Annotated in this window: 23 protein-coding genes; 3 read left to right on the top strand and 20 right to left on the bottom strand. The window is 68.1% G+C overall.

Features of this window, described 5'->3' with window-relative positions:
• Positions 1-88: 88 nt before the first annotated feature.
• The 11 genes from hisIE to hisS form a co-directional block, all read right to left on the bottom strand.
• On the bottom strand, positions 89-712 hold the full coding sequence (hisIE, locus tag AC3IR9_RS08805; RefSeq protein WP_489295358.1) for a bifunctional phosphoribosyl-AMP cyclohydrolase/phosphoribosyl-ATP diphosphatase HisIE: 624 nt from the start codon (positions 710-712) through the stop codon (positions 89-91).
• Complete coding sequence (gene hisF, locus AC3IR9_RS08800; RefSeq protein WP_489295357.1) at positions 702-1,478, bottom strand: imidazole glycerol phosphate synthase subunit HisF; 777 nt, start codon at positions 1,476-1,478, stop codon at positions 702-704. Before hisF ends, hisIE begins: the two co-directional genes overlap by 11 nt.
• Positions 1,472-2,206, bottom strand: a complete 735-nt coding sequence (gene hisA / locus AC3IR9_RS08795; RefSeq protein WP_489295356.1) for a 1-(5-phosphoribosyl)-5-[(5-phosphoribosylamino)methylideneamino]imidazole-4-carboxamide isomerase — start codon at positions 2,204-2,206, stop codon at positions 1,472-1,474. The genes hisF and hisA overlap by 7 nt, the downstream gene beginning before the upstream one ends.
• Positions 2,203-2,805, bottom strand: a complete 603-nt coding sequence (hisH, locus tag AC3IR9_RS08790; RefSeq protein ID WP_489295355.1) for an imidazole glycerol phosphate synthase subunit HisH — start codon at positions 2,803-2,805, stop codon at positions 2,203-2,205. The genes hisA and hisH overlap by 4 nt, the downstream gene beginning before the upstream one ends.
• Positions 2,802-3,875 (bottom strand): bifunctional histidinol-phosphatase/imidazoleglycerol-phosphate dehydratase HisB, encoded by a 1,074-nt coding sequence (gene hisB / locus AC3IR9_RS08785; protein ID WP_489295354.1) that lies wholly within the window; start codon positions 3,873-3,875, stop codon positions 2,802-2,804. The genes hisH and hisB overlap by 4 nt, the downstream gene beginning before the upstream one ends.
• Complete coding sequence (hisC, locus tag AC3IR9_RS08780; RefSeq protein ID WP_489295353.1) at positions 3,872-4,963, bottom strand: histidinol-phosphate transaminase; 1,092 nt, start codon at positions 4,961-4,963, stop codon at positions 3,872-3,874. The genes hisB and hisC overlap by 4 nt, the downstream gene beginning before the upstream one ends.
• The gene (hisD, locus tag AC3IR9_RS08775) at positions 4,960-6,255 is read right to left on the bottom strand and encodes a histidinol dehydrogenase (protein WP_489295352.1); all 1,296 of its coding nucleotides are present in this window, start codon (positions 6,253-6,255) and stop codon (positions 4,960-4,962) included. The genes hisC and hisD overlap by 4 nt, the downstream gene beginning before the upstream one ends.
• Positions 6,252-7,163 carry an ATP phosphoribosyltransferase gene (hisG, locus tag AC3IR9_RS08770; RefSeq protein WP_489295351.1) on the bottom strand — a complete coding sequence of 304 codons (912 nt, stop codon included), beginning with the start codon at positions 7,161-7,163 and terminating at the stop codon, positions 6,252-6,254. Before hisG ends, hisD begins: the two co-directional genes overlap by 4 nt.
• Positions 7,164-7,175: 12 nt before the next feature.
• The gene (locus AC3IR9_RS08765) at positions 7,176-7,502 is read right to left on the bottom strand and encodes a YerC/YecD family TrpR-related protein (protein ID WP_489295350.1); all 327 of its coding nucleotides are present in this window, start codon (positions 7,500-7,502) and stop codon (positions 7,176-7,178) included.
• Positions 7,503-8,231: 729 nt separating this feature from the next.
• Positions 8,232-8,525, bottom strand: a complete 294-nt coding sequence (locus AC3IR9_RS08760) for a hypothetical protein (RefSeq protein WP_489295349.1) — start codon at positions 8,523-8,525, stop codon at positions 8,232-8,234.
• Positions 8,522-9,919: a histidine--tRNA ligase gene (gene hisS, locus AC3IR9_RS08755; RefSeq protein WP_489295348.1), complete on the bottom strand. Its 1,398-nt coding sequence runs from the start codon at positions 9,917-9,919 to the stop codon at positions 8,522-8,524. Before hisS ends, AC3IR9_RS08760 begins: the two co-directional genes overlap by 4 nt.
• A gap of 142 nt (positions 9,920-10,061) precedes the next feature.
• Here hisS and AC3IR9_RS08750 point away from each other — a divergent pair, with 142 nt between their 5' ends.
• The gene (locus tag AC3IR9_RS08750; RefSeq protein WP_489295347.1) at positions 10,062-10,814 is read left to right on the top strand and encodes a Crp/Fnr family transcriptional regulator; all 753 of its coding nucleotides are present in this window, start codon (positions 10,062-10,064) and stop codon (positions 10,812-10,814) included.
• An 8-nt stretch (positions 10,815-10,822) separates the two neighbouring features.
• On the opposite strand, the gene thrC is transcribed toward AC3IR9_RS08750, so the two are convergent.
• From thrC to AC3IR9_RS08725, 5 genes are all read right to left on the bottom strand, one after another.
• On the bottom strand, positions 10,823-12,115 hold the full coding sequence (thrC, locus tag AC3IR9_RS08745; protein WP_489295346.1) for a threonine synthase: 1,293 nt from the start codon (positions 12,113-12,115) through the stop codon (positions 10,823-10,825).
• Positions 12,116-12,144: 29 nt separating this feature from the next.
• Positions 12,145-13,077, bottom strand: a complete 933-nt coding sequence (locus AC3IR9_RS08740) for a homoserine kinase (RefSeq protein WP_489295345.1) — start codon at positions 13,075-13,077, stop codon at positions 12,145-12,147.
• The gene (gene thrA, locus AC3IR9_RS08735; RefSeq protein WP_489295344.1) at positions 13,074-15,587 is read right to left on the bottom strand and encodes a bifunctional aspartate kinase/homoserine dehydrogenase I; all 2,514 of its coding nucleotides are present in this window, start codon (positions 15,585-15,587) and stop codon (positions 13,074-13,076) included. The genes AC3IR9_RS08740 and thrA overlap by 4 nt, the downstream gene beginning before the upstream one ends.
• Positions 15,588-15,953: 366 nt before the next feature.
• On the bottom strand, positions 15,954-16,901 hold the full coding sequence (locus AC3IR9_RS08730; protein WP_489295343.1) for a DMT family transporter: 948 nt from the start codon (positions 16,899-16,901) through the stop codon (positions 15,954-15,956).
• 73 nt (positions 16,902-16,974) lie between these two features.
• The gene (locus tag AC3IR9_RS08725) at positions 16,975-17,697 is read right to left on the bottom strand and encodes a helix-turn-helix transcriptional regulator (RefSeq protein WP_489295342.1); all 723 of its coding nucleotides are present in this window, start codon (positions 17,695-17,697) and stop codon (positions 16,975-16,977) included.
• Positions 17,698-17,827: 130 nt separating this feature from the next.
• On the opposite strand from AC3IR9_RS08725, the gene AC3IR9_RS08720 reads away from it, so the two are divergent.
• Together AC3IR9_RS08720 and AC3IR9_RS08715 are read left to right on the top strand one after the other, a co-directional pair.
• The gene (locus AC3IR9_RS08720; protein WP_489295341.1) at positions 17,828-18,649 is read left to right on the top strand and encodes a DUF6491 family protein; all 822 of its coding nucleotides are present in this window, start codon (positions 17,828-17,830) and stop codon (positions 18,647-18,649) included.
• A 105-nt stretch (positions 18,650-18,754) separates the two neighbouring features.
• Positions 18,755-19,228, top strand: coding sequence for a GNAT family N-acetyltransferase (locus tag AC3IR9_RS08715; protein ID WP_489295340.1), 474 nt, complete (start codon positions 18,755-18,757; stop codon positions 19,226-19,228).
• Here the strand turns inward: AC3IR9_RS08715 and AC3IR9_RS08710 are convergent, their stop codons facing one another.
• The 4 genes from AC3IR9_RS08710 to AC3IR9_RS08695 all read right to left on the bottom strand — a co-directional run bounded on the left by AC3IR9_RS08710 (position 19,229) and on the right by AC3IR9_RS08695 (position 20,708).
• Positions 19,229-19,510, bottom strand: coding sequence for a hypothetical protein (locus AC3IR9_RS08710; protein ID WP_489295339.1), 282 nt, complete (start codon positions 19,508-19,510; stop codon positions 19,229-19,231).
• 162 nt (positions 19,511-19,672) lie between these two features.
• Positions 19,673-20,122, bottom strand: coding sequence for a PA2169 family four-helix-bundle protein (locus AC3IR9_RS08705; RefSeq protein WP_489295338.1), 450 nt, complete (start codon positions 20,120-20,122; stop codon positions 19,673-19,675).
• Positions 20,123-20,341: 219 nt separating this feature from the next.
• Positions 20,342-20,515, bottom strand: a complete 174-nt coding sequence (locus tag AC3IR9_RS08700; RefSeq protein WP_489295337.1) for a hypothetical protein — start codon at positions 20,513-20,515, stop codon at positions 20,342-20,344.
• A 4-nt stretch (positions 20,516-20,519) separates the two neighbouring features.
• Positions 20,520-20,708 carry a hypothetical protein gene (locus AC3IR9_RS08695; RefSeq protein WP_489295336.1) on the bottom strand — a complete coding sequence of 63 codons (189 nt, stop codon included), beginning with the start codon at positions 20,706-20,708 and terminating at the stop codon, positions 20,520-20,522.
• Between the last annotated feature and the right edge of the window lie 43 nt (positions 20,709-20,751).

The raw sequence follows: 20,751 nt of genomic DNA, 5'->3' as shown, positions 1-20,751 counted from the left end.
AGGGCAGTCCGTTGGGGGTAGGTGATTGTAGAGCGGCACATCATCGCCTGTGCCGCGTTTCACCGACGTTAAACGTGGCTGTGGTCGCTCAGCCGGCGTGACGCGACGCCAGCACCGCCACCGCATCGTCCAGCGCAAGGCCGCGGGCGCGCAACAGCACGGTCAGGTGGAACAACAGGTCGGCCGACTCGCCCAGCAGCGCGGCATCGTCCTGGACCACGCCGGCCAGCGCGGTCTCCACGCCCTCCTCGCCCACCTTCTGCGCGATGCGCCGGATGCCCGCCTCGAACAGCGAGGTGGTGTAGCTGCCGGCCGGGCGCTGCGTTTCACGCTCGCGCACCAACGCATCCAGGCGACCCAGGAAATTGCCCGGTGCCTGCGCAAAGCAGCTCTCGCTGCCGGTATGGCAGGTGGGCCCGGCCGGGCGGGCGCTTACCAGCAGGGTGTCGTTGTCGCAGTCGATGCGCACTGCGGTCACCACCAACACATTCCCCGACGACTCGCCCTTGGTCCACAAACGCTGTTTGCTGCGGCTGTAGAACGTCATGTGGCCGCTTGCCAGGGTCTGTTGCAACGAGGCGGCAGTGGCGTAACCGAGCATCAGCACGCGCAGGGTGTCGGTGTCCTGCACCACCACCGGCAGCAAACCCTCGCCCTTGGTCCAGTCCAGACCGGTCAATGCGTCCAGCGAGGGCAGTACTTCAATAGACATCTCGAACCTCGATCTGCTGTTCGCGCAGGAACTGCTTGAGCGCGGGTATGGCGATGGCGCCACTGTGGAAAACGCTGGCGGCCAACGCACCGTCGACGTCGGCCTGGTCGAACACATCGGCGAAATGCTGCATCCCGCCGGCACCGCCCGAGGCGATCAACGGCACCTGGCACAGCGCGCGGGCCTGGCGCAGCTGGGCTACATCGTAGCCGCGGCGCACGCCGTCGTTGTCCATGCAGTTCAGCACGATCTCCCCGGCGCCGCGGCGCTGGGCTTCCACCACCCAGTCCAGCGTGCGCAACGGCACGGCCTGGGTCTTGTCCGGATCACCGCTGAAACGGCGCACCCGCCATTCCCCATCGGGCTCGCGCACCGAATCGATGCCGACCACCACGCACTGCACGCCGAACGCATCGGCCAGTTCCTCGATCAGGGCCGGGCGGCCCAGCGCCGGGGAGTTGATCGAGATCTTGTCGGCACCGGCATGCAGCACCCGCCGCGCGGTGTCCACATCGGCGATGCCGCCGGCCACGCAGAACGGGATGTCGATCAGGCGCGCGATGCGCTCGATCCACGCCACATCCACCGCACGCCCCTCCGGGCTGGCGCCGATGTCATAGAACACCAGCTCGTCGGCGCCCTGGTCGCGGTAGCGCAGCGCCAGCTCGGCGATATCGCCCATGTCGACGTGGTCGCGGAAGCGCACGCCCTTGACCACGCGGCCATCGCGCACGTCCAGGCAGGGAATCAGCCGGCGGCTCAACATGCCAGCGCCTCCTGCAAGGACATGCGCCCTTCCAGCAGCGCCTTGCCGAGGATCGCCCCGCCACAGCCCACGGCCTTGGCCTCGGCGACGTTGGCGGCGCTGCGCACTCCTCCCGAAGCCTGCACCGCTACCCCCGGCAGCAACGCGGACAGGTGCTGATACAGGCCGATGTTGGGCCCGGACAACATGCCATCGCGGGCGATGTCGGTGCACAGCAGGTGGCGCATGCCAGCCTGGGCGTAGCGCTGGGCCAGTTCGTCCAGCGTGGCATCGGCGGTTTCGGTCCAGCCATGCACCGGCAGCAGCCAACGGCCATCCTCGGCCTGGCGTGCATCCAGCGCGATGGTCAGGCGCTCGGCACCGAACTCCTGCAGCCAGCCGATCACCGTGTCCGGTGCACGCACCGAGACCGAGCCGACCACCACCCGTGCAGCGCCCGCATCGAGCAGCCGGGCGACGTTGTCGCGCTTGCGGATGCCGCCGCCGGTCTGCACCTGCAGCCCTGCCTGCGTGGCGATCGCCGACAACAGCGGTGCCAGCGTGTAGCCGCCGGCGCGGGCCGCATCCAGGTCGACCAGGTGCATCCAGGTGGCACCTGCGTCGGCGAAGGCCTGGGCGCGTGGCAACGGGTCATCGCCGTAGGTGGTCTGCTGCGCGTAGTCGCCCTGCAGCAGCCGCACCACGCTGCCTTCGCGGATATCCAGGGCGGGGTAGACGGTGAAACTCATGACGGTTGGTTCTCGATGAAGTTGCGCAGGATCTGCGCGCCGGTGGCGGCAGACCGCTCGGGATGGAACTGTGCGCCGCTGTGGCGGCCGCGCTGGACCACCGCCGCGAACAACCCGCCGTGGTCACAGGCCGCCACGGTGTGCTCGCCCAAGGGCGCGGCGTAGCTGTGCACGAAGTACGCACTGGCGCGCGGCGGCACATCCGCCAACAGCGCCGAGTCCTGCAGTGGCAGCAGCCGGTTCCAGCCCATGTGCGGCACCCGGATGCCGGTGGCCGGATGCAGGTGGCGGACCACCCCGGGCATCAACCCCAGGCATTCCACATGCCCCTCTTCGGACCCTTCAAACAACAGCTGCATGCCCAGGCAGATGCCCAGCAACGGCACCTGCAGGTCGCGCAACGGCTGCACCAGGTCCTGCGCATGCAGGCGCGCCATGCCGTGCGGGGCCGCGCCCACGCCGGGCAGGATCACCCGTTCGGCACCCTGCAGGCCCTTCGCGTCGCGCACCAGCCGCACCTGCACGCCCAGCCGCTCCAGTGCGTAACGCACCGAGCCCAGGTTTGCGCCGCCGGCATCGATGAGCGCAACCGTGCTCACAACGCGCCCTTGGTGCTGGGCAGCGCCGTGCCCTGCCGCGGCAGCGCCTGGCGCAAGGCGCGGGCGAGTGCCTTGAAGCAGGCCTCCACCTTGTGGTGGTCATTGTCGCCGCGCACGCTCAGGTGCAGGTTCAACCCGGCTGCATCGCACAGCGAACGGAAGAAGTGCGGCACCAGCTCGGTCGGCATGTCGCCCACCCGCTCGCGCTTGAAGTCGCCGTCGAACACGAAATACGGCCGGCCGCTGAAATCCAGCGCCGCGCTGGCCAGGGTTTCATCCATCGGCAGGGTGAATCCATAGCGGCCGATCCCACGCTTGTCGCCCAGCGCCTCGCGCAGCGCTTGGCCGAGCGCCAGGCCGGTGTCTTCGATGGTGTGGTGTTCATCGATGTGCAGGTCGCCCTCGGCCTGCACGCTCAGCGCGAAGCCGCCGTGCTTGCCGATCTGCTCCAGCATGTGGTCGAAGAACGGCAGCCCGGTGTGGGTCTGTGGCTCGGCGGTACGGTCCAGGTCGACCTCGACGCGGATCCTCGTCTCCTTGGTATTGCGTTGCACGATCGCCTGCCGCGGTGCATCGGCCAGGGCATGCGCGATCCCGTTCCAGTCCCACTCGCCGCCGAACTGTGCGGTGCGCAGCTGGAAGCCACGGATCTTCATGTTGTCGGCGAACTGGATGTCGGTGGGGCGGTCGCCCACCATGGCCGAGCGGGCCCAGTCGATGCTGCGGTCCTGCAGGTAGGGCAGCAGCATGCCGATGCCCGGCTTGCGGGTGGGTGCGTTGTCGTGCGGCCAGCTGCCGTCGATCAGCACGTCACGGAAGACGATGCCCTGGCTGGCGAAGATCTGCAGCATCAGGTCGTTGGGGCCATCGAAGCTGGCCTGCGGGTAGCCTTCGCTGCCCAGTCCGTCCTGGTTGCTGACGATGACGAACTGGTAGCCGGCATCGCGCAGCTTGAGCATCGCCGGGATCACATCGCGTACGAAGCGGACTTTGTCGAAGGCATCGATCTGGAAATCGGCAGGCTCTTCAATCAGCGTGCCGTCGCGGTCGACGAACAGGATCGGGGTCATGCCGCCACCCTCCGTGCAGCCAGCGCACTGAGCACGCAGTCGTTCTCCAGGGTACTGCCCACGGTGATGCGCAGCGCATCGGCCAGCTGCGGCGCGGCACGCTGGTCGCGCACCACCACGCCAGCGGCCAGCAGCGCATCGAAGGCCTGCTGCGCATCGCTGAAGCGCACCAGCAGGTAGTTGCCATTGGAGGCGTACACGCGGGTCACCCCCGGTATGACGGCAAGCTCGCGCTGCAGGCGGCTGCGTTCGGCCTTGATCCGCTCCACCCGGGTGGCGGTGAGCTGCAGGCTGCTGTCGCTGAGCGCGGCCAGCGCCAGCTCGGCGCAGGGACCGGGAATGGGATAAGGCGCCTGGCAACGGCGCAGCAGCTGGATCAGTGCCGGTGCGGCGATCAGGCTGCCGATCCGTGCGGCGGCCAGCGCATGTGCCTTGGACAAGGTGCGCAACACCGCCAGGTTGTCATGGCTGGCCAGCAACGGCACCGCCGACGGCACCGTGGAGTACTCGGCGTAAGCCTCGTCCACCACCACCAGCGCCCTGCCCTGCAAGGCACCGGCTACCCGTTCGATCTGCGCCAGCGGGATCGCGCTGCCGGCCGGATTGGACGGCGAGCACAGGAAAACCACCTTGGCATTGCCGGCCAACGCGGTGGCAATCACCGCATCGATATCGGCGGTGAGCGCATCGCCCTGGTCACGCAGCGGTACCTCCAGCAGCGGCGCATTCTGCAGTCGTGCGCACACCGCATACATGCCGAACACCGGCGGGGTCACCAGCACCGCATCGCGGCCGGGTTCGCACAGCGCGCGGACCAGCAGGTCGATCGCCTCATCGCTACCGCGGCCGATCAGCAACTGCTCCGGCGTGCAGCCGTACAGGTCGGCCAGGCCGGCCCGCAGCGCTGCCGGTTGCGGGTCCGGGTAGCGGCGTGCGCGGCCTTCAGCGTCGGCCGGGTTGGCCCAGGCCGATTCGTTGGCATTGAGCCAGATATCACCCACCAGCGCGCTGCTGCGCGCCGAGGAATAGCCGGCAAACGCCTGCAGGTCGGCGCGCACCAGGGACATTACCGATACTTGACTGCTCATGCGGCAGCCTCCATGCGCAGGGTGACCGCATTTTCGTGCGCATCCAGTCCTTCCGCGCGGGCCAGCACGCGTGCACAGCTACCGATTGCCGCGATGCCCTGCGCGGTGGCCGACTGCACGCTGATCATGTTCTGGAAGCTGGCCACGCTGACCCCGCTGTAGGCACGTGCGGCGCCAGCGGTGGGCAGCACGTGATTGGTGCCACTGCAGTAGTCACCCAGTGCCTCGGGGGTGTAGTCGCCCAGGAACACCGACCCGGCTGCCTCGACCTGCGCCAGCCACGCACGTGGTTCGCGCAGCGCCAGGATCAGGTGTTCGGGTGCGTAACGGTTGCTGATCTGGAACGCCTGCGGCAGCGACTCCACCAGGATCAACTGCGAGGCCTGCAGCGCCTGCGCGGCGATTTCCGCGCGCGACAACCGCGCCAGCTGCGCCTCTACTTCGGCCTCGACCCGCGCCAGCATCAGCGCATCATCGGTGAGCAGCAGCACCTGCGAATCCGGGCCATGTTCAGCCTGCGACAGCAGGTCGGCGGCGACGAACGCCGGGTTGGCACCGGCGTCGGCAATCACCAGCACCTCAGAGGGACCGGCCGGCATGTCGATCGCCGCGGCACCGTCCTGGGCGACCTGTTGCTTGGCTTCGGTGACAAAACTGTTGCCCGGCCCGAACAGCTTGTCGCAGCTGGGTACGCTCTCGGTGCCGTAGGCCATGGCGGCAATCGCCTGGGCACCGCCGAGCTTGAACACGCGGCTCACGCCGGTCAGGCGCGCGGCCACCAACACCGCCGGATCGGCGCTACCGTCCTTGCGCGGCGGGGTGCACAGCACCACTTCGCGGCAGCCGGCCAACTGCGCCGGCACGCCCAGCATCAAGGCGGTGGACGGCAACGGCGCACTGCCGGCCGGCACATACAGGCCGACCCGGCCAATCGGGCGTACCACGCGTTCGCAGCGTACGCCCGGCGCGGTTTCCACTGCATAGCCCTGGCTCATGCCGGCCTTGTGGAACACACCGATGCGTGCGGCGGCATCGACCATCGCCTGCCGCAGCTCGGCCGACACGGCCTGTTCGGCGGCGGCAAATTCGGCGGCGCTTACTTCAAACGAGGCCGGCGCCACGCCATCGAAACGCAGGCTGATCTCACGCAGCGCGGCATCGCCATCGGCACGCACCGCGGCAATCAACGCGGCCACCGATTCGCGGGTTCGCGCCGCCACCGCCTGCACCGGGCGCTGCAATGCCTGCGCCTGCGCGTTGTCATCCAGTTGGGACCATTGCAGACGATTCATGCCAGCGACCGCTCCACGCTCAATACCATCAGGCCCTGGGCACCGGCGCGCTCCAGGTCTTCCAGGCGCTGCCAGGTCAATGCGCCGTGGCACATGGTCTGCAGGCGCAGGTGACCGCCGTCGTCGGGCAGCTGCACCAGCGGGTCGGCGTCGGGCAGCAACCGGACCAGGTCGGAGACCCGGTCCGCTTCGGCACGGAACATCAACAGCTTGCTGTCCTGCAGCTTCACCACGCCATCGAGGCGGCGCAGCAGCATGGCCATCAACCCGGCACGGGCGTCATCGGGGGTGCATACCGGGCCGGCCAGCACCGCCTCGCTTTCCAGCAGGGTTTCCACCGGCTTGAGCTGGTTGGCGGCCAGGGTGGCGCCACTGGAGACCAGGTCGCAGATCAGCTCGGCGGTGCCCAGCCGTGGCGCGATCTCCACCGAGCCGGACAGTTCCACCACCTGCGCATCCACGCCTCGCGCCGCCAGCCAGTCAGCCAGGATCGCCGGGTAGCTGGTGGCGATGCGCTTGCCGGCCAACTGCTCCACGCCGGTCCACTGCCATTCCTCGGGAACGGCCAGCATCAACCGGCACTGGCCGAAATTGAGCCCACGCAGCGCCTGGTAGGCATCGGGCAGGCCGACCCGGCGGCGCGCCGCCCCCTGCTCGTCCAGCTCGTTGCGGCCGACGATGCCAAAGTCGCAGACGCCGTCGGCAATCAACCCGGGAATGTCGTCGTCGCGGACCAGCAGCAGGTCCACCGGCAGCGATTCGCCATAGCAGAACAGCTTGTCGCGGCTCTGCCGCCAGCTCAGCCCGCAGGCGGTAAGCAGGCTGCGCGCCGGCTCTGCCAGCCGGCCGTTCTTCTGGATGGCGATGCGCAACCGGTCACGTGCCGGGGCGGTCTGGGTTGCACTCATGGGGGAGGCTCTCTACTCGGATTCGGGGGAGGTGGGCGCGGTGGTCGCGGCAATCGCGGCGGCATAGCCGCCGTTGCCATGCTCCAACGAACGCGCCACGCGGCCAGTAGTGGTCGCGCTGACACCGGTCAATTCGTGGATCTCGCGGTACGGCACGCCCTGCTGCAGCAACGGCACCACCTTCCAACGGTCCGACAGCGCTTCCAGCTCGGCCGGGGTGCACAGGTCACGCAGGAAGGCGGTGACCTGCTGCCGGTCGGACAGCGCGGCGAAGGCGCCGGCCAGGCGGGCCAGGTCAGCCTGGGCATCTTTTTCGCGGGGGATCGGGCGGATTTTCATCGTATCAATGTAATAGCGTGCTAATACATTAGCGCAACCTGGTGCGTGGCGTCAAACCGGCCGCACGGGCGGAACGGAACGGTTCAGGGGCTGGAAACCAACAACGCCCGCATGGGCGTAATGCCGTTCACTCAAGCGGCCGCGGCGTGGTTCGGGCCTTCGGCAAGCCGAGCCCCTTCGCGGCCGACAGGCCCTTGGGCAAAATAAAGGAGGAGGCTGCCGCAGGCGGCCGGGGGACATTTGCACCGAGGGCCTGTCGGCCGCGAAGGGGCTCGGCTTGCCGAAGGCGGGAGCAATCCCACGCTTCTGGTGGACCGCTCGTGTTCTGCCCAGCGCTCGACCCAGCCGCCGACCTCTGTGGTCTCCGGTATCTGGCCAGGCATTCGGGGCTGCGATCAGCGTCACCAACCACGGTGGTGACCTACCTGGGTAAGCGCATCGGTGCCCGCGCGCGGAAAACCGCAGCGCCCACGCCAACCCTCGGCGTGCGCCGTTGCGCACCGCAAGCCGAGCCGCTTGGCGGCCGGCAGGTCCTTGGCAAAATAAAGGAGGAGGCCGTCGCCGCAGGCGTCGGCCGGGGGACATTTGCGAAAGGGCCTGCCGGCCGCCAAGCGGCACCGAACGCTCGCGATACACCCAGGCGAAGACGCACACGCTCGCTGCTACGGCATGGGCGGGCGTTGTGCTGGATCTGGATGCGTTGCAGCCGTACCGACCAACGGTCGGTACCTACCTGCATTGCACCTGGGCGCGCAACGCACCGCGGCGCAGGCATTCGCCGAACAGGCTGCCCTGCTGGCTGGGAATGGGAGCCACAGCGTCCAGCGGCCCGGCCCCGTTCGGGCATTTCTGCCGGGCCAGCCCGCGCAGGTCGCGCTGCAGCTGCTCCCGGTCGATCACGTGGCAGCGATCAACGCTCAACCGGTACTGGCCCGGACCGATCCGCTGGCTGTGCAGCGCAGGATCGGTCCGGCACGCGGTCAACAGGAGCAGCAGCGCTGCCGCCGCCCCAAGCTGCCTCACGGCATGACCTTGGCCTGCTCCAGTTCCACCTGCAACGTGCTGGCCAGTTCGTCACGGGAGACCTCGAACTGCTGCTCCCGCAGCAGGTCCTTGACCGCCACCACGCCGCGCGCCAGCTCGTCTTCACCGGCCAGCACCACGAAGCGGATGCCGGCCTTGGCCGCATACTGGAACTGCTTTCCGATTTTCTTCGGTTCCATCTGCACTTCGGCATTGATGCCACCGGCGCGCAGGCGGCGGGCGATATCCAGCGACTGTGGCAGGCTGGCGTCGTCCATCAGCGCCACCAGTGCGTGCACGCTGCTGTCCTCGATACCGGCGATCAGCCCGGCTTCGCGCAGCTGCCAGAACAACCGGGTCAGCCCGATCGAAATACCCACGCCCGGCAGCCTGGACTTGCTGTAATGGCTGGCCAGGTCTTCGTAGCGGCCGCCCGAGCAGATCGAGCCGATCTGCGGGTGGTCGGTCAACGTGGTCTCGTAGACGGTGCCGGTGTAGTAATCCAGGCCGCGCGCAATCGAGAAATTCAGGCAGTACGCGGTTTCCGGTACGCCCAGTGCCTTGACCAGCTCCAGCACCTCGCGCAACTCGGCCACGCCCAGGGTCAGCGTCTCGCTGGCCGCGCCATCGGCTACCAGCGCATCCAACTGCGCCAACGCATCGGCGTGGCTGCTGGACCGCACCGCGACGAACGCCAGGATGCGCTCGACCTGCTCGGCCGGGATCGCAAAGCCTTCACCGACCAGCGTCTCGCGCACGTAGTCAGGGCCGCGCTTGTCCAGCTTGTCCACTTCGCGCAGCACCGCCATCTGGCGCTCGCCATCGGCCACGCCCAGGCTTTCGAAGAAGCCGCGCATCAGCTTGCGGTTGTTCAACTGCACCGAGAAATCGCCAATGCGCAGTTCGGCGAACACCGCGTGGATCACCGCCAGCACTTCGGCATCGTAACGCGTGCTCAGCGTGTCCTTGCCGATCACATCGATGTCGCACTGGTAGAACTCGCGGAAGCGGCCGCGCTGGGCACGCTCGCCGCGGTACACGCGCTGCATCTGGTAACGACGGAACGGGAAGCTCAGGTCATGCTCGTGCTCGGCCACGTAGCGCGCCAGCGGCACGGTCAGGTCGAAGCGCAGCGCCAACTCGGGCAGCGATGTGTCGCCGGCCTCGGCGGCATTGGCCAAGGCGCCGGTGGACTGCACGAAATACACCTGGCGCTCGGTCTCGCCGCCGGACTTGGTCAACAGCACGTCGGACAGCTCGAACACCGGGGTTTCCACCGGCAGGAACCCGAACCGCTCGTAGTTGCGGCGGATGACGTCCAGCATGCGCTGGAACGCGATCTGCTCGCGCGGCAGCAATTCCATGATGCCGGGCGGCGTACGGGGCTTGATCACTTGCGGAACTCCTGCGGAACGGGGGGATGAGCGTGGGACATATTCTAGCCGCAGCCAGCCCGACGGGCCGGTGTCGATCGCGCCGGTCCGGGCCGCTGGCCGCATGACGTATCATAGGCAGGCCCCGCTCCACTGGTTCGACATGACCCGGCCCCACTCCGGCACCCCGTTATCTGCCGTTGACGATCCCGCCAGCCCGGGCTGCGCACCGCTGCGCGACTGCCTGCATTGCTCGGTGCGCCATCTGGCGGTGTGCTCGGCATTGGCGCCGGACGAGGTCCAGGCATTGGAACGGGTCACCCTGTCCCAGCCGCTGCCGCTGGGCACCACCCTGGCCCGTGCCGGCGAGCCACGCCAACATGTCTATACCTTGACCGCCGGCGCATTGCGCCTGGTCCGCACCCTGGCCGACGGGCGTCGCCAGATCAGCGGTTTCGTCCTGCCCGGCGACTACCTCGGCCTGAGCGGCAGCGACCATCACCGCTACGACGTCGAAGCCATCGCCGACAGCCGCGTGTGCCGCGTCGCATTGCCGCAGATGAAAGACCTGCGCGCGCGTTTTCCGCACCTGGAACGCAAACTGCTGCAGCGCGCCTGCCAGGAACTGGATGCCGCCCAGGATGCCGCGTTGGCGCTGGGCCGCCTGCAGCCTGCGGAGAAACTAGCCGATTTCCTGCTGCGGCTGGCCGCGCGCGAAGCCCGGCTGGGTGCGAACGGCCTGCGCGTCACCCTGCCGATGGGCCGCGGCGACATCGCCGACCATCTCGGCCTGACCATGGAAACGGTGAGCCGCACCTTCACCAAGCTGCGCCAGCAGGGCCTGATCGCCCTGCCCCACCTGAACACCGTCGAGATCCTCGACGAAGCCGGCCTGCAGACGCTCGCCGGCGAATAGCCGCGGCGTCACCCCGCCAACAACACCTCGCGCAGCGCCGCATAGGCCGGTGCGCAGGGTTCGGCATGCGCGGGGCGCTGCAGCAGCGCCGCCAGCGAATCCGGCACCGCAAGGGTGTGGCCAACCAACGGTTCCACCACCGAGTCGAACTTGGCCGGATGCGCAGTCGCCGCTACCGCCCAATCGCCCCGCACACCCTCGGCGCGCAATGTTTCCAGCAGCGCCACCGCGGTCGCCGTGTGCGGGCAGAACACCTCGCCGGCCTGTGCCCAGCGACGGGCAATCAGCGCGCCGATCGCAGCATCCTCCACCGCTTCCACGCGGAACCCCGCGCGGAGCGCCGCATCATCGCCGGCATACAACCAGCGCAGGCGTTCGAAGTTGCTCGGCGCGCCCACGTCCATCGCATTGGCCAGCGTCGCCACACTGGTCGCCGGCTGATACGCACCGCCGTGGAAGAAACGCGGCAGTACGTCATTGGCATTGGTCGCCAGCGCGATACGCCCCAACGGCAGCCCCATCGAACGGGCCAGCACGGCGGCCATCGCGTTGCCCAGGTTGCCAGTCGGTACCACCAGGTTGAGCACCTCGCCGGTGGCCGCATGGTGGTTCAACGCGGCGTGCGCGTAATAGCTCATCTGCGGCAACCAGCGGCCCAGACTGATGCTGTTGGCCGAACTCAAGGGCACCTGCACCTGGAGTTCGCGGTCGCCCAACGCCTGCTTGACCATCGCCTGGCAATCGTCGAATGAACCGGCCACGCGCAGGGTCTGGATGTTGTCGCCGAAACAACCCAGCTGATGCGCCTGGCGCGGCGACACCCGGCCATCGGGATACAGCACCACCACGCGGATGCCGGGTTGGCGATGAAACGCCGCCGCCACCGCCGCGCCGGTATCCCCGGAGGTAGCCACCACGATGGTGAGGGGTCGCTCGCGCTCCTGCTGCAACTGGGCGAGGCTGGCAGCGAGAAATCGCGCGCCAAAATCCTTGAATGCCGCCGTCGGCCCATGGAACAGTTCCAGCACGTGATCGCCCGGTGTACTCAACGGGCGTAGCGGCGCGGGAAAATCGAAGGCCTGTGCGCACAACGCATCCAGCTGTGGTGCCAGCGCATCCCCGGCGAAGTAAGGTGCGAGCACCGCAGCAGCATCCTGCGCGAGCGTGCCCTGCGCCTCCCATCGACGTGCCGAGGGGCGCTGGCCGGGCACATACAGCCCCCCATCGGGGGCCAGGCCGGCCGCGATGGCCTGGCTCAGTGAAACCGGCGACGCAGTACCACGGGTGGAAACGAAGTTCATCGGCTGTCCTGGCAGAGAAGAAGAATGACTCACAGCAGCTGCGCACCCGGCGCATTCAACGGCGACACCCAGCCCTGGCTGTCGAAACCGGCGGCGGCAAAGGCCGCCTGCACCGCCGCCTGCGCCGCCAGCGCGGCCTGGCGCTGTTCAAACCAGGCAAACACACTCGGCCCGGCACCGGAAATACTGGCGCCCATCGCACCGGCGGCCAACGCCGCGTCACGCGCGGCATGAAACCCGCCGATCAATCCTGCACGGCGCGGCTCGACCAGCACGTCACGCAGTCCGGCGCGCACCAGCGCTGCATCGGCCCGGAAGCAGCCGCTGAGCACCAACCCCAGGTTCGCGCTCTGCGCGACGAACTCGTGCAGCGCGTAGCTGCCCTGCAGTGCCGCGCGCGCACGGCGTGTTTCCAGCACCGCCTCGGGATGCACCAGCAGGCTGTGCCACGGCTCCGGCACCGGAATGGATACCAGCTGCTCGGCCGTGCTCAGCACCAGCCCTCCCAACAGCATCGGCCCGAGGTTGTCGCCATGCCGGCCACCACTGGCCACCGCCTCGCCGGTCAGCGCGAACGGATACAGCGCCTCGCGTGCCAATGGCGCATCCAGCAGCGCATTGGCCGCCACCAATGCGGCCACGCACGAGGCGGCGGAACCGCCCATGCCCGAGCCCAGCGCAATGCCCTTGTCGATCTCCAGTTCAAACCCGAACGGCAACGCCAGCGCGTCACGCAGCGCAATCAGGGCAGCCCCGGCAGTGTTGTCCGGCGCATGCAGGGGCAAGTCGAACGCAGCAGCTCGAATCGCGGCGATACGCACCTCCGGCGCATCGATACGGCGCACGCTCACCGTATCGCCCACCCCGGCTATCGCATGCCCGAGGATGTCGAATCCCACGGCAACGTTGCCCACCGAGGCCGGCGAGAAAGCGCGCGCGACCCCATCAGAAGCCCTGCTCACAGGCGCGCTCCTTCACCCACGGCCACCCGCAGCACATCGGCGAACACCCCGGCGGCGGTCACTTCCGGCCCCGCGCCAGGCCCCTGCACCACCAACGGGTTGTCGCAGTACCGGCGCGTGGTGAACTGCACCACGTTGTCGGTCAACCGCAGCGTGGCGAATGCATGCCCGGCAGGCAGTTCGACCAACCCGACTTCGGCGCCGTCGGCCGACAGCCGTGCCACGTAGCGCAGCACCCCACCGCGTGCGCGCGCCTGTGCCAGTCGCTCGGCAAACACCGCGTCCACCGCGTCCAGCCCGGCCATGAAATCCTCCACGCTGGCCTGGCGCAGCACTTCGGGCACCAGACTTTCCACGCGCACCTGCTCCAGGCTGAGCTCGCGCCCGGCCTCACGCGCCAGGATCACCAGCTTGCGCGCCACGTCCACCCCGGACAGGTCATCGCGCGGATCCGGTTCGGTATAACCCATGCCCCGCGCCTGTGCGACCAGCGCGGAGAACGGCACCTGACCGTCGTACTTGTTGAACAGCCACGCCAGCGTGCCGGAAAAAATGCCATCGATGGCCAGCACTTCGTCACCGGTATCCACCAGGTCGCGCAGGGTGGTGATCACCGGCAGGCCGGCGCCCACGGTGGCCTCGTAGCGGAAGCGCGCGCCACTGGCGGCCGCCGCTTCCCGGATCGCGTGGTAACGCGGCAAGGGGCCCGCCCCGGCCTGCTTGTTCGGAGTCACCACATGGATACCGGCAGCCAGCCAACCCGCATAGCGGTCGGCAACATCGGCACTGCCGCTGCAATCGATGATCAACGCGTGCGGCAGGTGCGCCGACAACAGGTGCTCGGTAAAGCGCTCCAGGTCGGTAGGCGCCATCGCGCCGGCCAAGGCCGTGCGCCACGGGCCCTGCAGGCCACGCGTGTCCAGCAGCATGCCACTGCGCGATGCCACGGCACGCAGGCGCAGGTCCACGTTGGCACGCGACAGCAGCTGCGGTTGCGCGGCCAGCAGCTGGTCCAGCAGCGCCGCACCGACATTGCCCGGCCCGATCACGCCCACCGAGAAGGTCTGCGGCGACAGCCAGAAGCCAGCATGCGCCGCGCGCAGTGCCTTGGTGGCATGGCCGCTGTCCACCGCCACGGAAATGTTGCGCTCTGACGAACCCTGCGCGATCGCCAGGATGTTGACCTGGGCACGGCCCAGCGATTCAAACAGGCGCGCGGCCACGCCGGGCTGCCCGGCCATGCCGTCCCCCACCGCCGCCAGTACGCTGACGTTGTCGGTGAGCTGCACGCGCTGCACCTGTCCCAGCACCAGCTCATGCGCGAATGCCTGCAACAGCGCATCGCGCGCGCGGGCTGCCTCGGCCTGCTTGACCACGCAGCAGATCGAATGCTCCGACGAGCCCTGCGAGATCATCACCACCGACACATGCGCATTGCGCAGCGCCGCGAACACCCGCTCGGCCGTACCGGGCACGCCGATCAGGCCGGTGCCCTCCAGGTTCAGCAGGGCCAGGTCCGGGCTCAGGGTCAGGCCCTTGATCGGGCCGGACACGGTGCGCTCGGCGGTGATCCGCGTGCCCGGATGATCCGGCCGGAAGGTATTGCGGATGATGATGGGCAAGCCACGCTCGATGGCCGGCGACATCGTCTGCGGATGCACCACCTTGGCGCCGAAGTAGGCCAGCTCGCAGGCCTCGTCATAGCTCAGGGCGTCCAGCTGCACCGCTTCGGGCACCACGCGCGGATCGGCCGACAGCACCCCATCGACATCGGTCCAGATGTGCAGTTCATCGGCGTTGAACAGCGCGGCGAAGATCGCACCGGAGTAGTCGCTGCCGTTGCGCCCCAGGGTGGTGATGCGGTCGCGGCGATCGCGCGCGACAAATCCGGTGGCGACCACGCGCGGGCCGGGATGGGCCTCGCGCCACCGGGCCAGGCGCTGCGCACTCTGTACCCAGTCCACGTCCACGCCCAGCTCACCACGGTCGACCACCAGCACCTCGCGCGCGTCCAGCACCGCACAGTCCTCGCCCAGCGACTGCAGGTACTGGCCCAGCAACTGCGCCGAATACACTTCGCCCAACCCCTGCACACGGTCCAGCACCTCCACCGGCAGTTCGCCGATCACCGCCAGCGCCGCCAGCACCTCGGCAAGGTGGTCGAAGCGCGCATCCAGCCACTCCACCACCGGCCCCGCATGCTCCCCCAGCAGCGCCACCGCCGCGCCACGATGGCGGGCGCGCAGCGCATGCCAGTGGTCGCGCCATTGCGGGCTGTCGTCGGCTGCAAATCCGGCCAGGGCGATCAGTGCATCGGTCACCCCCTTCATCGCCGAGACCACGGTCACCTGCACCGCCTCCCCGCGCGCCAGCAGCAGCTGCGCGACATGGCGGTAGCGCTCGGCATCGGCCACCGAGGTGCCGCCGAACTTGTGCACGATCGTGGAGGTACCGGCGCGCAGCGCGACGGCGGAATCAGCGGGGGCGGGGTTGACGGCGACGGAAGACATGTTGACCTCGATTCGAGGCCCCGCGTCGGGTCAGGTTGAAGGCGCTCCCCCGCAACCTGTTCCGGGTGCGGGGCCGTTGTTTTCGGAAATTACGCGAAGACGACGGGCCGCACCAGGCGAGTGGTGACGGTGGTAATGGTGGTGGTGACGGTGCTGCTGCCGGTGTGCCGACCCGGCACACTCCGACCGACCGCAAGGGCGGCGACGGAATGCTGGGCGGTGGCGGCGAGAAGGACCATGGGTGAAGAAAACTACGCCGCCGGGGGGCTTGTCAAGTGTTGCAGTGCAAAAACAACGAGGGAGCGATCTGTCCGCAACGTCGGCAAACAAGTTGCGATTGAGACCATCCAGCCACATCAGGCGCGATCAGCCGGGATGTTCGGCAATCGCCCGCGGTGGACGATGCGCCCGCGCGCACATCAACACGCCCGATACCAGGCAAAGGATCGCCAACGTCTCCATCATCGTCGGCCAGCGCTGCTGCCAGGCAAACCCGTACAGCAATGCAAACAGGGTTTCAAACACGATCATCTGCCCGGTCAGGGTCAACGGCAGGTTGCGGCTGGCCCGGTTCCAGCAGGCGTTGCCAAGTACCGAGGCCACCACCGCCACGCCGGCGCTGATCACCCAGAACCAGCCCCAGTCCATCCCGGCGTGGTGGCCCGGTGACAACAGGAACGCGCTGGGCACCAGCAACAGCGACAACCCGCCGGTGGCCACCCCGGTCAGCAGCGACCAGTCATGCCCGGAAATGTCCGGGCGACGCGCCAGCCAGCGGCTGTTGCCGATGGAGTACAGCGCCCACGAGAACAACGCCCCCACCGCACAGAGCAGGCCCAGCAGACGGCGGCCGGCCGAGCCCTGCGCGTGCTCGGCCTGGAGCGTTTCATACCCCACCAGGCCAACCCCGAGCAGGCACAGCAGGAGTGCTGGCGCCAGTTGCCGCAGCGGTACCGCGCCCTGCTCACGTACGCCCACCAGCGTGACCACGACCGGAATCAGGCCCACGATCAGCGATGCCGCCGCGCCGCCCGCCCACTGCACCGCATTGGCCAACAGCACGAAATAGACCAGGTTGCCGGCCAGGCTCAACCACAGCAAGCCGCGCCACTCGGCCGCGCCGATGCGCATGCGCAGCTCGCGCCAGCGCGGTGCGAGCAGCAGCACCGCGATCAGCCCGTAAACCAGGTAGCGCCCCGCCGACAACTGCACCGCGCTGAACGGGCTGAGCATCGCCGGCGCCAGGAACACCACGCCCCACAACGCGCCGGCAGCGATACCGTTGGCGATGCCCACCCCCATTGATCGATTCATCTGCGCCTGCGGGGCTGTTGCCGGAAAGAATGCGCCAGTGTAGGCAGCGGAACGACCCGGATCTTGACCCAGGCTATTGCCGATGCACGCGCCGGTAGTCGGCCGGGGTCATGCCCCACTCCCGGCGCAACGCACGGGTCAACGCGCTCTGCTCTGAATAGCCGGCATGCTGGGCAATCGTGGCGATCGGCAGATCACCGGTCGCCAGCTGGCCACGTGCCCAGCGCAGCCGGCACGCGCTGAGCCACGCCTGCGGAGCGCGCCCAAATGCCGCGCGGAACAGCGCATGCACCCGGCTCCCGCTGACCCCGACCTCGGCCGCGATCCGCTCCACCGGCCAGGGCTGCCCCGGCGCCTGCTCGATACGCGCACACACCGCCTGCAACCGGGTAGCGCTGCCAGCCAGCGAAAACGCCTGCAACAGCAGCGGCATCTCAGCGGCCACGGTGACCGCGTCGATCTGCGCCGGCATCCCGGCACAGACCCGCCGCGCCATGCTCCGTACCTGGGCAGGAAGCGCCAACACCGGCTGCGCATGCAATCGTTGCAGGCTGTCATCGTCCAACAGATCGGCCGGGCAATCCACGATCAGGAAGCAGTCCTGTTCCAGCGCGCATTGCGCGTGCCCGGCCAATGGCGCGACGAAGCTGCCCTGCCACACATCCAGTCGCGCGCCGCGCCCTTCCAGCTCGAACGCCAGCTCCCCCCGGACCGGCACCACCCATTGCGCGAAGTCGTGCCGATCCACGCGTGAGGCGCGGCCGTAACGACGCAGGTTGAAGGCAGCAGCAGACATGGCAGCGGGGCCAGGCGAGACCGGAGACCGAAGGGAGCGGAGAGTCTGCCTGCCCCACCCGGTTGTCGCAACGGGAAAAACAAGGGGCGGTGCTATAGTCGAAGCGTCCAGTCAGCAAGGAGTGCGCGCCGTGACAATCTTCCGCAAGACCGCTCGTAGGTGGCAGTGGCACCGTCCCGCCCTGCTGGCCCTGGCCATTGCCTGCGTCCCCCTGGCGACCGCACAGAACGCCACCGCCCCGGCCACCGCACGCGTCGCACCCGGCCCGAACTGCATGGATGCCAAGGGCCTGCTGGAAATGAACCAGCCCCAGCCAGACACCCTTTCATTGCTGGCCGCCGACCAGTCCACCTGGCGGCTCAGTTTCGCCGGGGCCTGCCCGGGCGTCATCGACGCCGCCGACGCGCGCGTGGCAGCACCGGAAAGCTGGGTCTGCAGCGGCAGTCCGGCCCGGGTGATGACCGGCGACCGCAGCTGCCAGGTCCGCGCGGTCGAGCGCATCACCCGCCGCGATTTTTCGCAGGACGCCCGGCAGGGCGGCAAGAGTCTGGTCCCCACCTTGGGGACGGTCAACGTCACCGAAGCGCGGCGCTCGTTCCGCGGCTCGCCGTCTTACTGTTTCAGCACCCGCCACGTGCGCGGCTGGAGTGAAAACGCGAAGGGCATCACCGTGGAGACCCATCCGCAGCGTTCCGGCGGGCACCGTTATTACGTGGTCGAAGTGGGCACCATGTGCCGCTCACTGGTGCACTCGCCGCAGCTGCGCTTCCACTCCGGGTTCAATTCAGGCGTGATCTGCGGCAATCCGGGCGACCGCATCGAGATCCTGCCGATCGTGGACCCCATGATCGAAGCGTTGAGCGATGGACCGACGCAGAGCCACCTGGCCTCCACCAGCATCAACCGGATCAGTGACCGCTGCGACATCATGGCCGTATACCCGGCCGGCTGAGCAGGCACCCTTCGCTGCCGCGACCAGACCTTACCCCCAACCCCAACACGACAGCGCTCCCTGGATCCGGATATTCTCGGCGGTCGACGTCTACATGGAAGCAAGATGCAGCTGATTGCCCTGAGTGAGCGCCCCGACCTTTTACCGGTGCTGGCCGACTGGTATTACGGTGAATGGGGCCGCCATGTGCCCGGCGTGACCCTCGCCGATGAGCAGCAACGGCTGGAAGTGTTCCTGCAATCGGGCGAGCTGCCCCTGCTGCTCATCGCGATACAGGACGACTACGCAATCGCGGCGGCGCAGTTGAAATTCCATGAGCGCACGGAGCGACCGGAGCGTCTGCACTGGCTGGGAGGTGTCTACGTCGCGGCCGAACACCGCGGTAAAGGCCTTGCCACGGTCCTGATCAACGAGCTGTTGGAGCGCGCCAGCGCACTGGGCGTGCGCGAGGTCTACCTGCAGACCGAAGCCGATGACGGCGGCTTGTATCGACAACTGGGGTGGCAACCGCTGGAATTGATCCAGCATGCGGGCGGTTTCCCGGTCCGCATCATGCGTCGGGACGTGATGCCCGGTTGATCAACGCAGCGCCCGCGTCGGCTGCGCCGCAGGGCGATCGGCCAGCGAGCCGAGGGTGAAGGTGTAACCGGCTTCTTCCAGCAGCTTGCGCATACGCAGCTCGGCCCGCTTCGGGTAGGCCAGCGACAGCGGCGCGTGCAGCGCATACGAGGTGGACTTGCCGGGCAGCGTGTCGCGCGTCACCGTCGACTGGTTGCTCTCACACGCATTCGCCCACAGGTCCAGCAGCACCTTGGGGCCGATGGATTGATTGTTGCCAAGGCGAAGCGTCAGCCAACGCATGTGTTCCATAACAAAATCCAATCGGCCCTTTCGATCGAGTATGCACCAAAACCCCGATACCCGTACGCGGCCGTTCGGACCCCACAAACAGGCAGCCCCGGACGTGCCGGGGCTGCCTGCCTGTTCACCTGGCGTGCCGCCTGGCGGCGACGCCGAAAGCGATCAGTGCTTCATTGCATGCTTGCGGTCACGCATCACCGCGTGGCACTCCTGCACCTGCGGCAACAGGCGCTGTACTTCCTGGCGCGCGGCCGGCGGCGTATCCGCATCGGTCAGCGTGTCCTTGAACGCACCAAGCAGACGGTCTTCGGATTCTTCGAGTTCGGCAACGTAGCCGTACTGCTTGTCACCCAGGGTGGCGCGCACCTTGCCGTAGAACTTCTGCATCGAGCCCACCACGGTGCCATGCTCGGCCGGTGTTCCGCCCGCCGCCAGCACGGTGGCACTGAGCGAGCGCACGATCTCATCCTTCACCCCGGCAATGCGGGTGAACAGCGCGGCGAGTTCAGCATCTTCCACCTTGCCGGCGGCCTCGGTGTAGAAGTCCTTGCCATCGCGGGCGATCTCGATCAGGTCGTTCAAGCTGTGGGTGGTCTTGGATTCGGTGGTCACGTCGATCTACTCCTGTGATTCGGGGCTTGCCCGTGTTTGGGTGAATCCACCTTTGCGGAACGGCAATGAAGTGCGCGTGACCTTCAAAACACAGGATTCAGCGACGTATACGCGCGGAAAAATGCATGTCTGGATACTGTGTGCGCGGCGCTGTGCATTCGTCACGATGCGTACGCCACTGCATCACGCCGGCAATGCATACAGGCAGACGCAACCCGATCAATGTGCCGGCGACGGCGGCTCTTCAACCGGCGGCGTTGCAGGCGACGGGTCGTTCTCCGGCGGCACCTCGGTGGGAGGTTCCTGCGCCGGCGGATCGGGCACTACCGGCGACTCCACGGGGGCAGGCGTGGGCAGCGGCTCATGGGTCGGGTCGGGCACGGATGCGTTCATTCCATCACTCCATCTGCGGTTGGGATCTACGCAACCTGACGCAGACCGCGTCAACTCCGGGCGAGGAACGATGCGACGCTTGGGTGTAACGCGCCACGGCGGCAGGCTGGAGAATCCGCGCCGGCGTGCGCGGATCAAATACCGGCCAGCCGACCAGCGCGTAGAGAAACTCATCGAGCCAGCGCAGCAGCATCCGAACCAGGTCCATCACACCCCGTCCCACCGTTGCGGAGGCA

This window comes from Stenotrophomonas sp. GL_101 (assembly GCF_057835675.1).
Note: the sequence above shows the minus strand (reverse complement) of the source record. Positions and strands in the feature narration are given on the sequence as shown.

Excerpts from the sequence above, each read along its gene's own strand:
- hisIE (WP_489295358.1), bottom strand. The coding sequence starts at position 712 with ATGTCTATTGAAGTACTGCCCTCGCTGGACGCATTGACCGGTCTGGAC.
- thrA (WP_489295344.1), bottom strand. The coding sequence starts at position 15,587 with ATGTCTTCCGTCGCCGTCAACCCCGCCCCCGCTGATTCCGCCGTCGCG.
- AC3IR9_RS08695 (WP_489295336.1), bottom strand. The coding sequence starts at position 20,708 with ATGCTGCTGCGCTGGCTCGATGAGTTTCTCTACGCGCTGGTCGGCTGG.
- AC3IR9_RS08700 (WP_489295337.1), bottom strand. The coding sequence starts at position 20,515 with ATGAACGCATCCGTGCCCGACCCGACCCATGAGCCGCTGCCCACGCCT.
- hisB (WP_489295354.1), bottom strand. The coding sequence starts at position 3,875 with ATGACCCCGATCCTGTTCGTCGACCGCGACGGCACGCTGATTGAAGAG.
- AC3IR9_RS08710 (WP_489295339.1), bottom strand. The coding sequence starts at position 19,510 with ATGCGTTGGCTGACGCTTCGCCTTGGCAACAATCAATCCATCGGCCCC.
- AC3IR9_RS08725 (WP_489295342.1), bottom strand. The coding sequence starts at position 17,697 with ATGTCTGCTGCTGCCTTCAACCTGCGTCGTTACGGCCGCGCCTCACGC.
- hisF (WP_489295357.1), bottom strand. The coding sequence starts at position 1,478 with ATGTTGAGCCGCCGGCTGATTCCCTGCCTGGACGTGCGCGATGGCCGC.
- AC3IR9_RS08730 (WP_489295343.1), bottom strand. The coding sequence starts at position 16,901 with ATGAATCGATCAATGGGGGTGGGCATCGCCAACGGTATCGCTGCCGGC.
- AC3IR9_RS08750 (WP_489295347.1), top strand. The coding sequence starts at position 10,062 with ATGACCCGGCCCCACTCCGGCACCCCGTTATCTGCCGTTGACGATCCC.
- AC3IR9_RS08765 (WP_489295350.1), bottom strand. The coding sequence starts at position 7,502 with ATGAAAATCCGCCCGATCCCCCGCGAAAAAGATGCCCAGGCTGACCTG.
- hisC (WP_489295353.1), bottom strand. The coding sequence starts at position 4,963 with ATGAGCAGTCAAGTATCGGTAATGTCCCTGGTGCGCGCCGACCTGCAG.
- hisG (WP_489295351.1), bottom strand. The coding sequence starts at position 7,163 with ATGAGTGCAACCCAGACCGCCCCGGCACGTGACCGGTTGCGCATCGCC.
- AC3IR9_RS08715 (WP_489295340.1), top strand. The coding sequence starts at position 18,755 with ATGCAGCTGATTGCCCTGAGTGAGCGCCCCGACCTTTTACCGGTGCTG.
- hisA (WP_489295356.1), bottom strand. The coding sequence starts at position 2,206 with ATGAGTTTCACCGTCTACCCCGCCCTGGATATCCGCGAAGGCAGCGTG.
- hisD (WP_489295352.1), bottom strand. The coding sequence starts at position 6,255 with ATGAATCGTCTGCAATGGTCCCAACTGGATGACAACGCGCAGGCGCAG.
- thrC (WP_489295346.1), bottom strand. The coding sequence starts at position 12,115 with ATGAACTTCGTTTCCACCCGTGGTACTGCGTCGCCGGTTTCACTGAGC.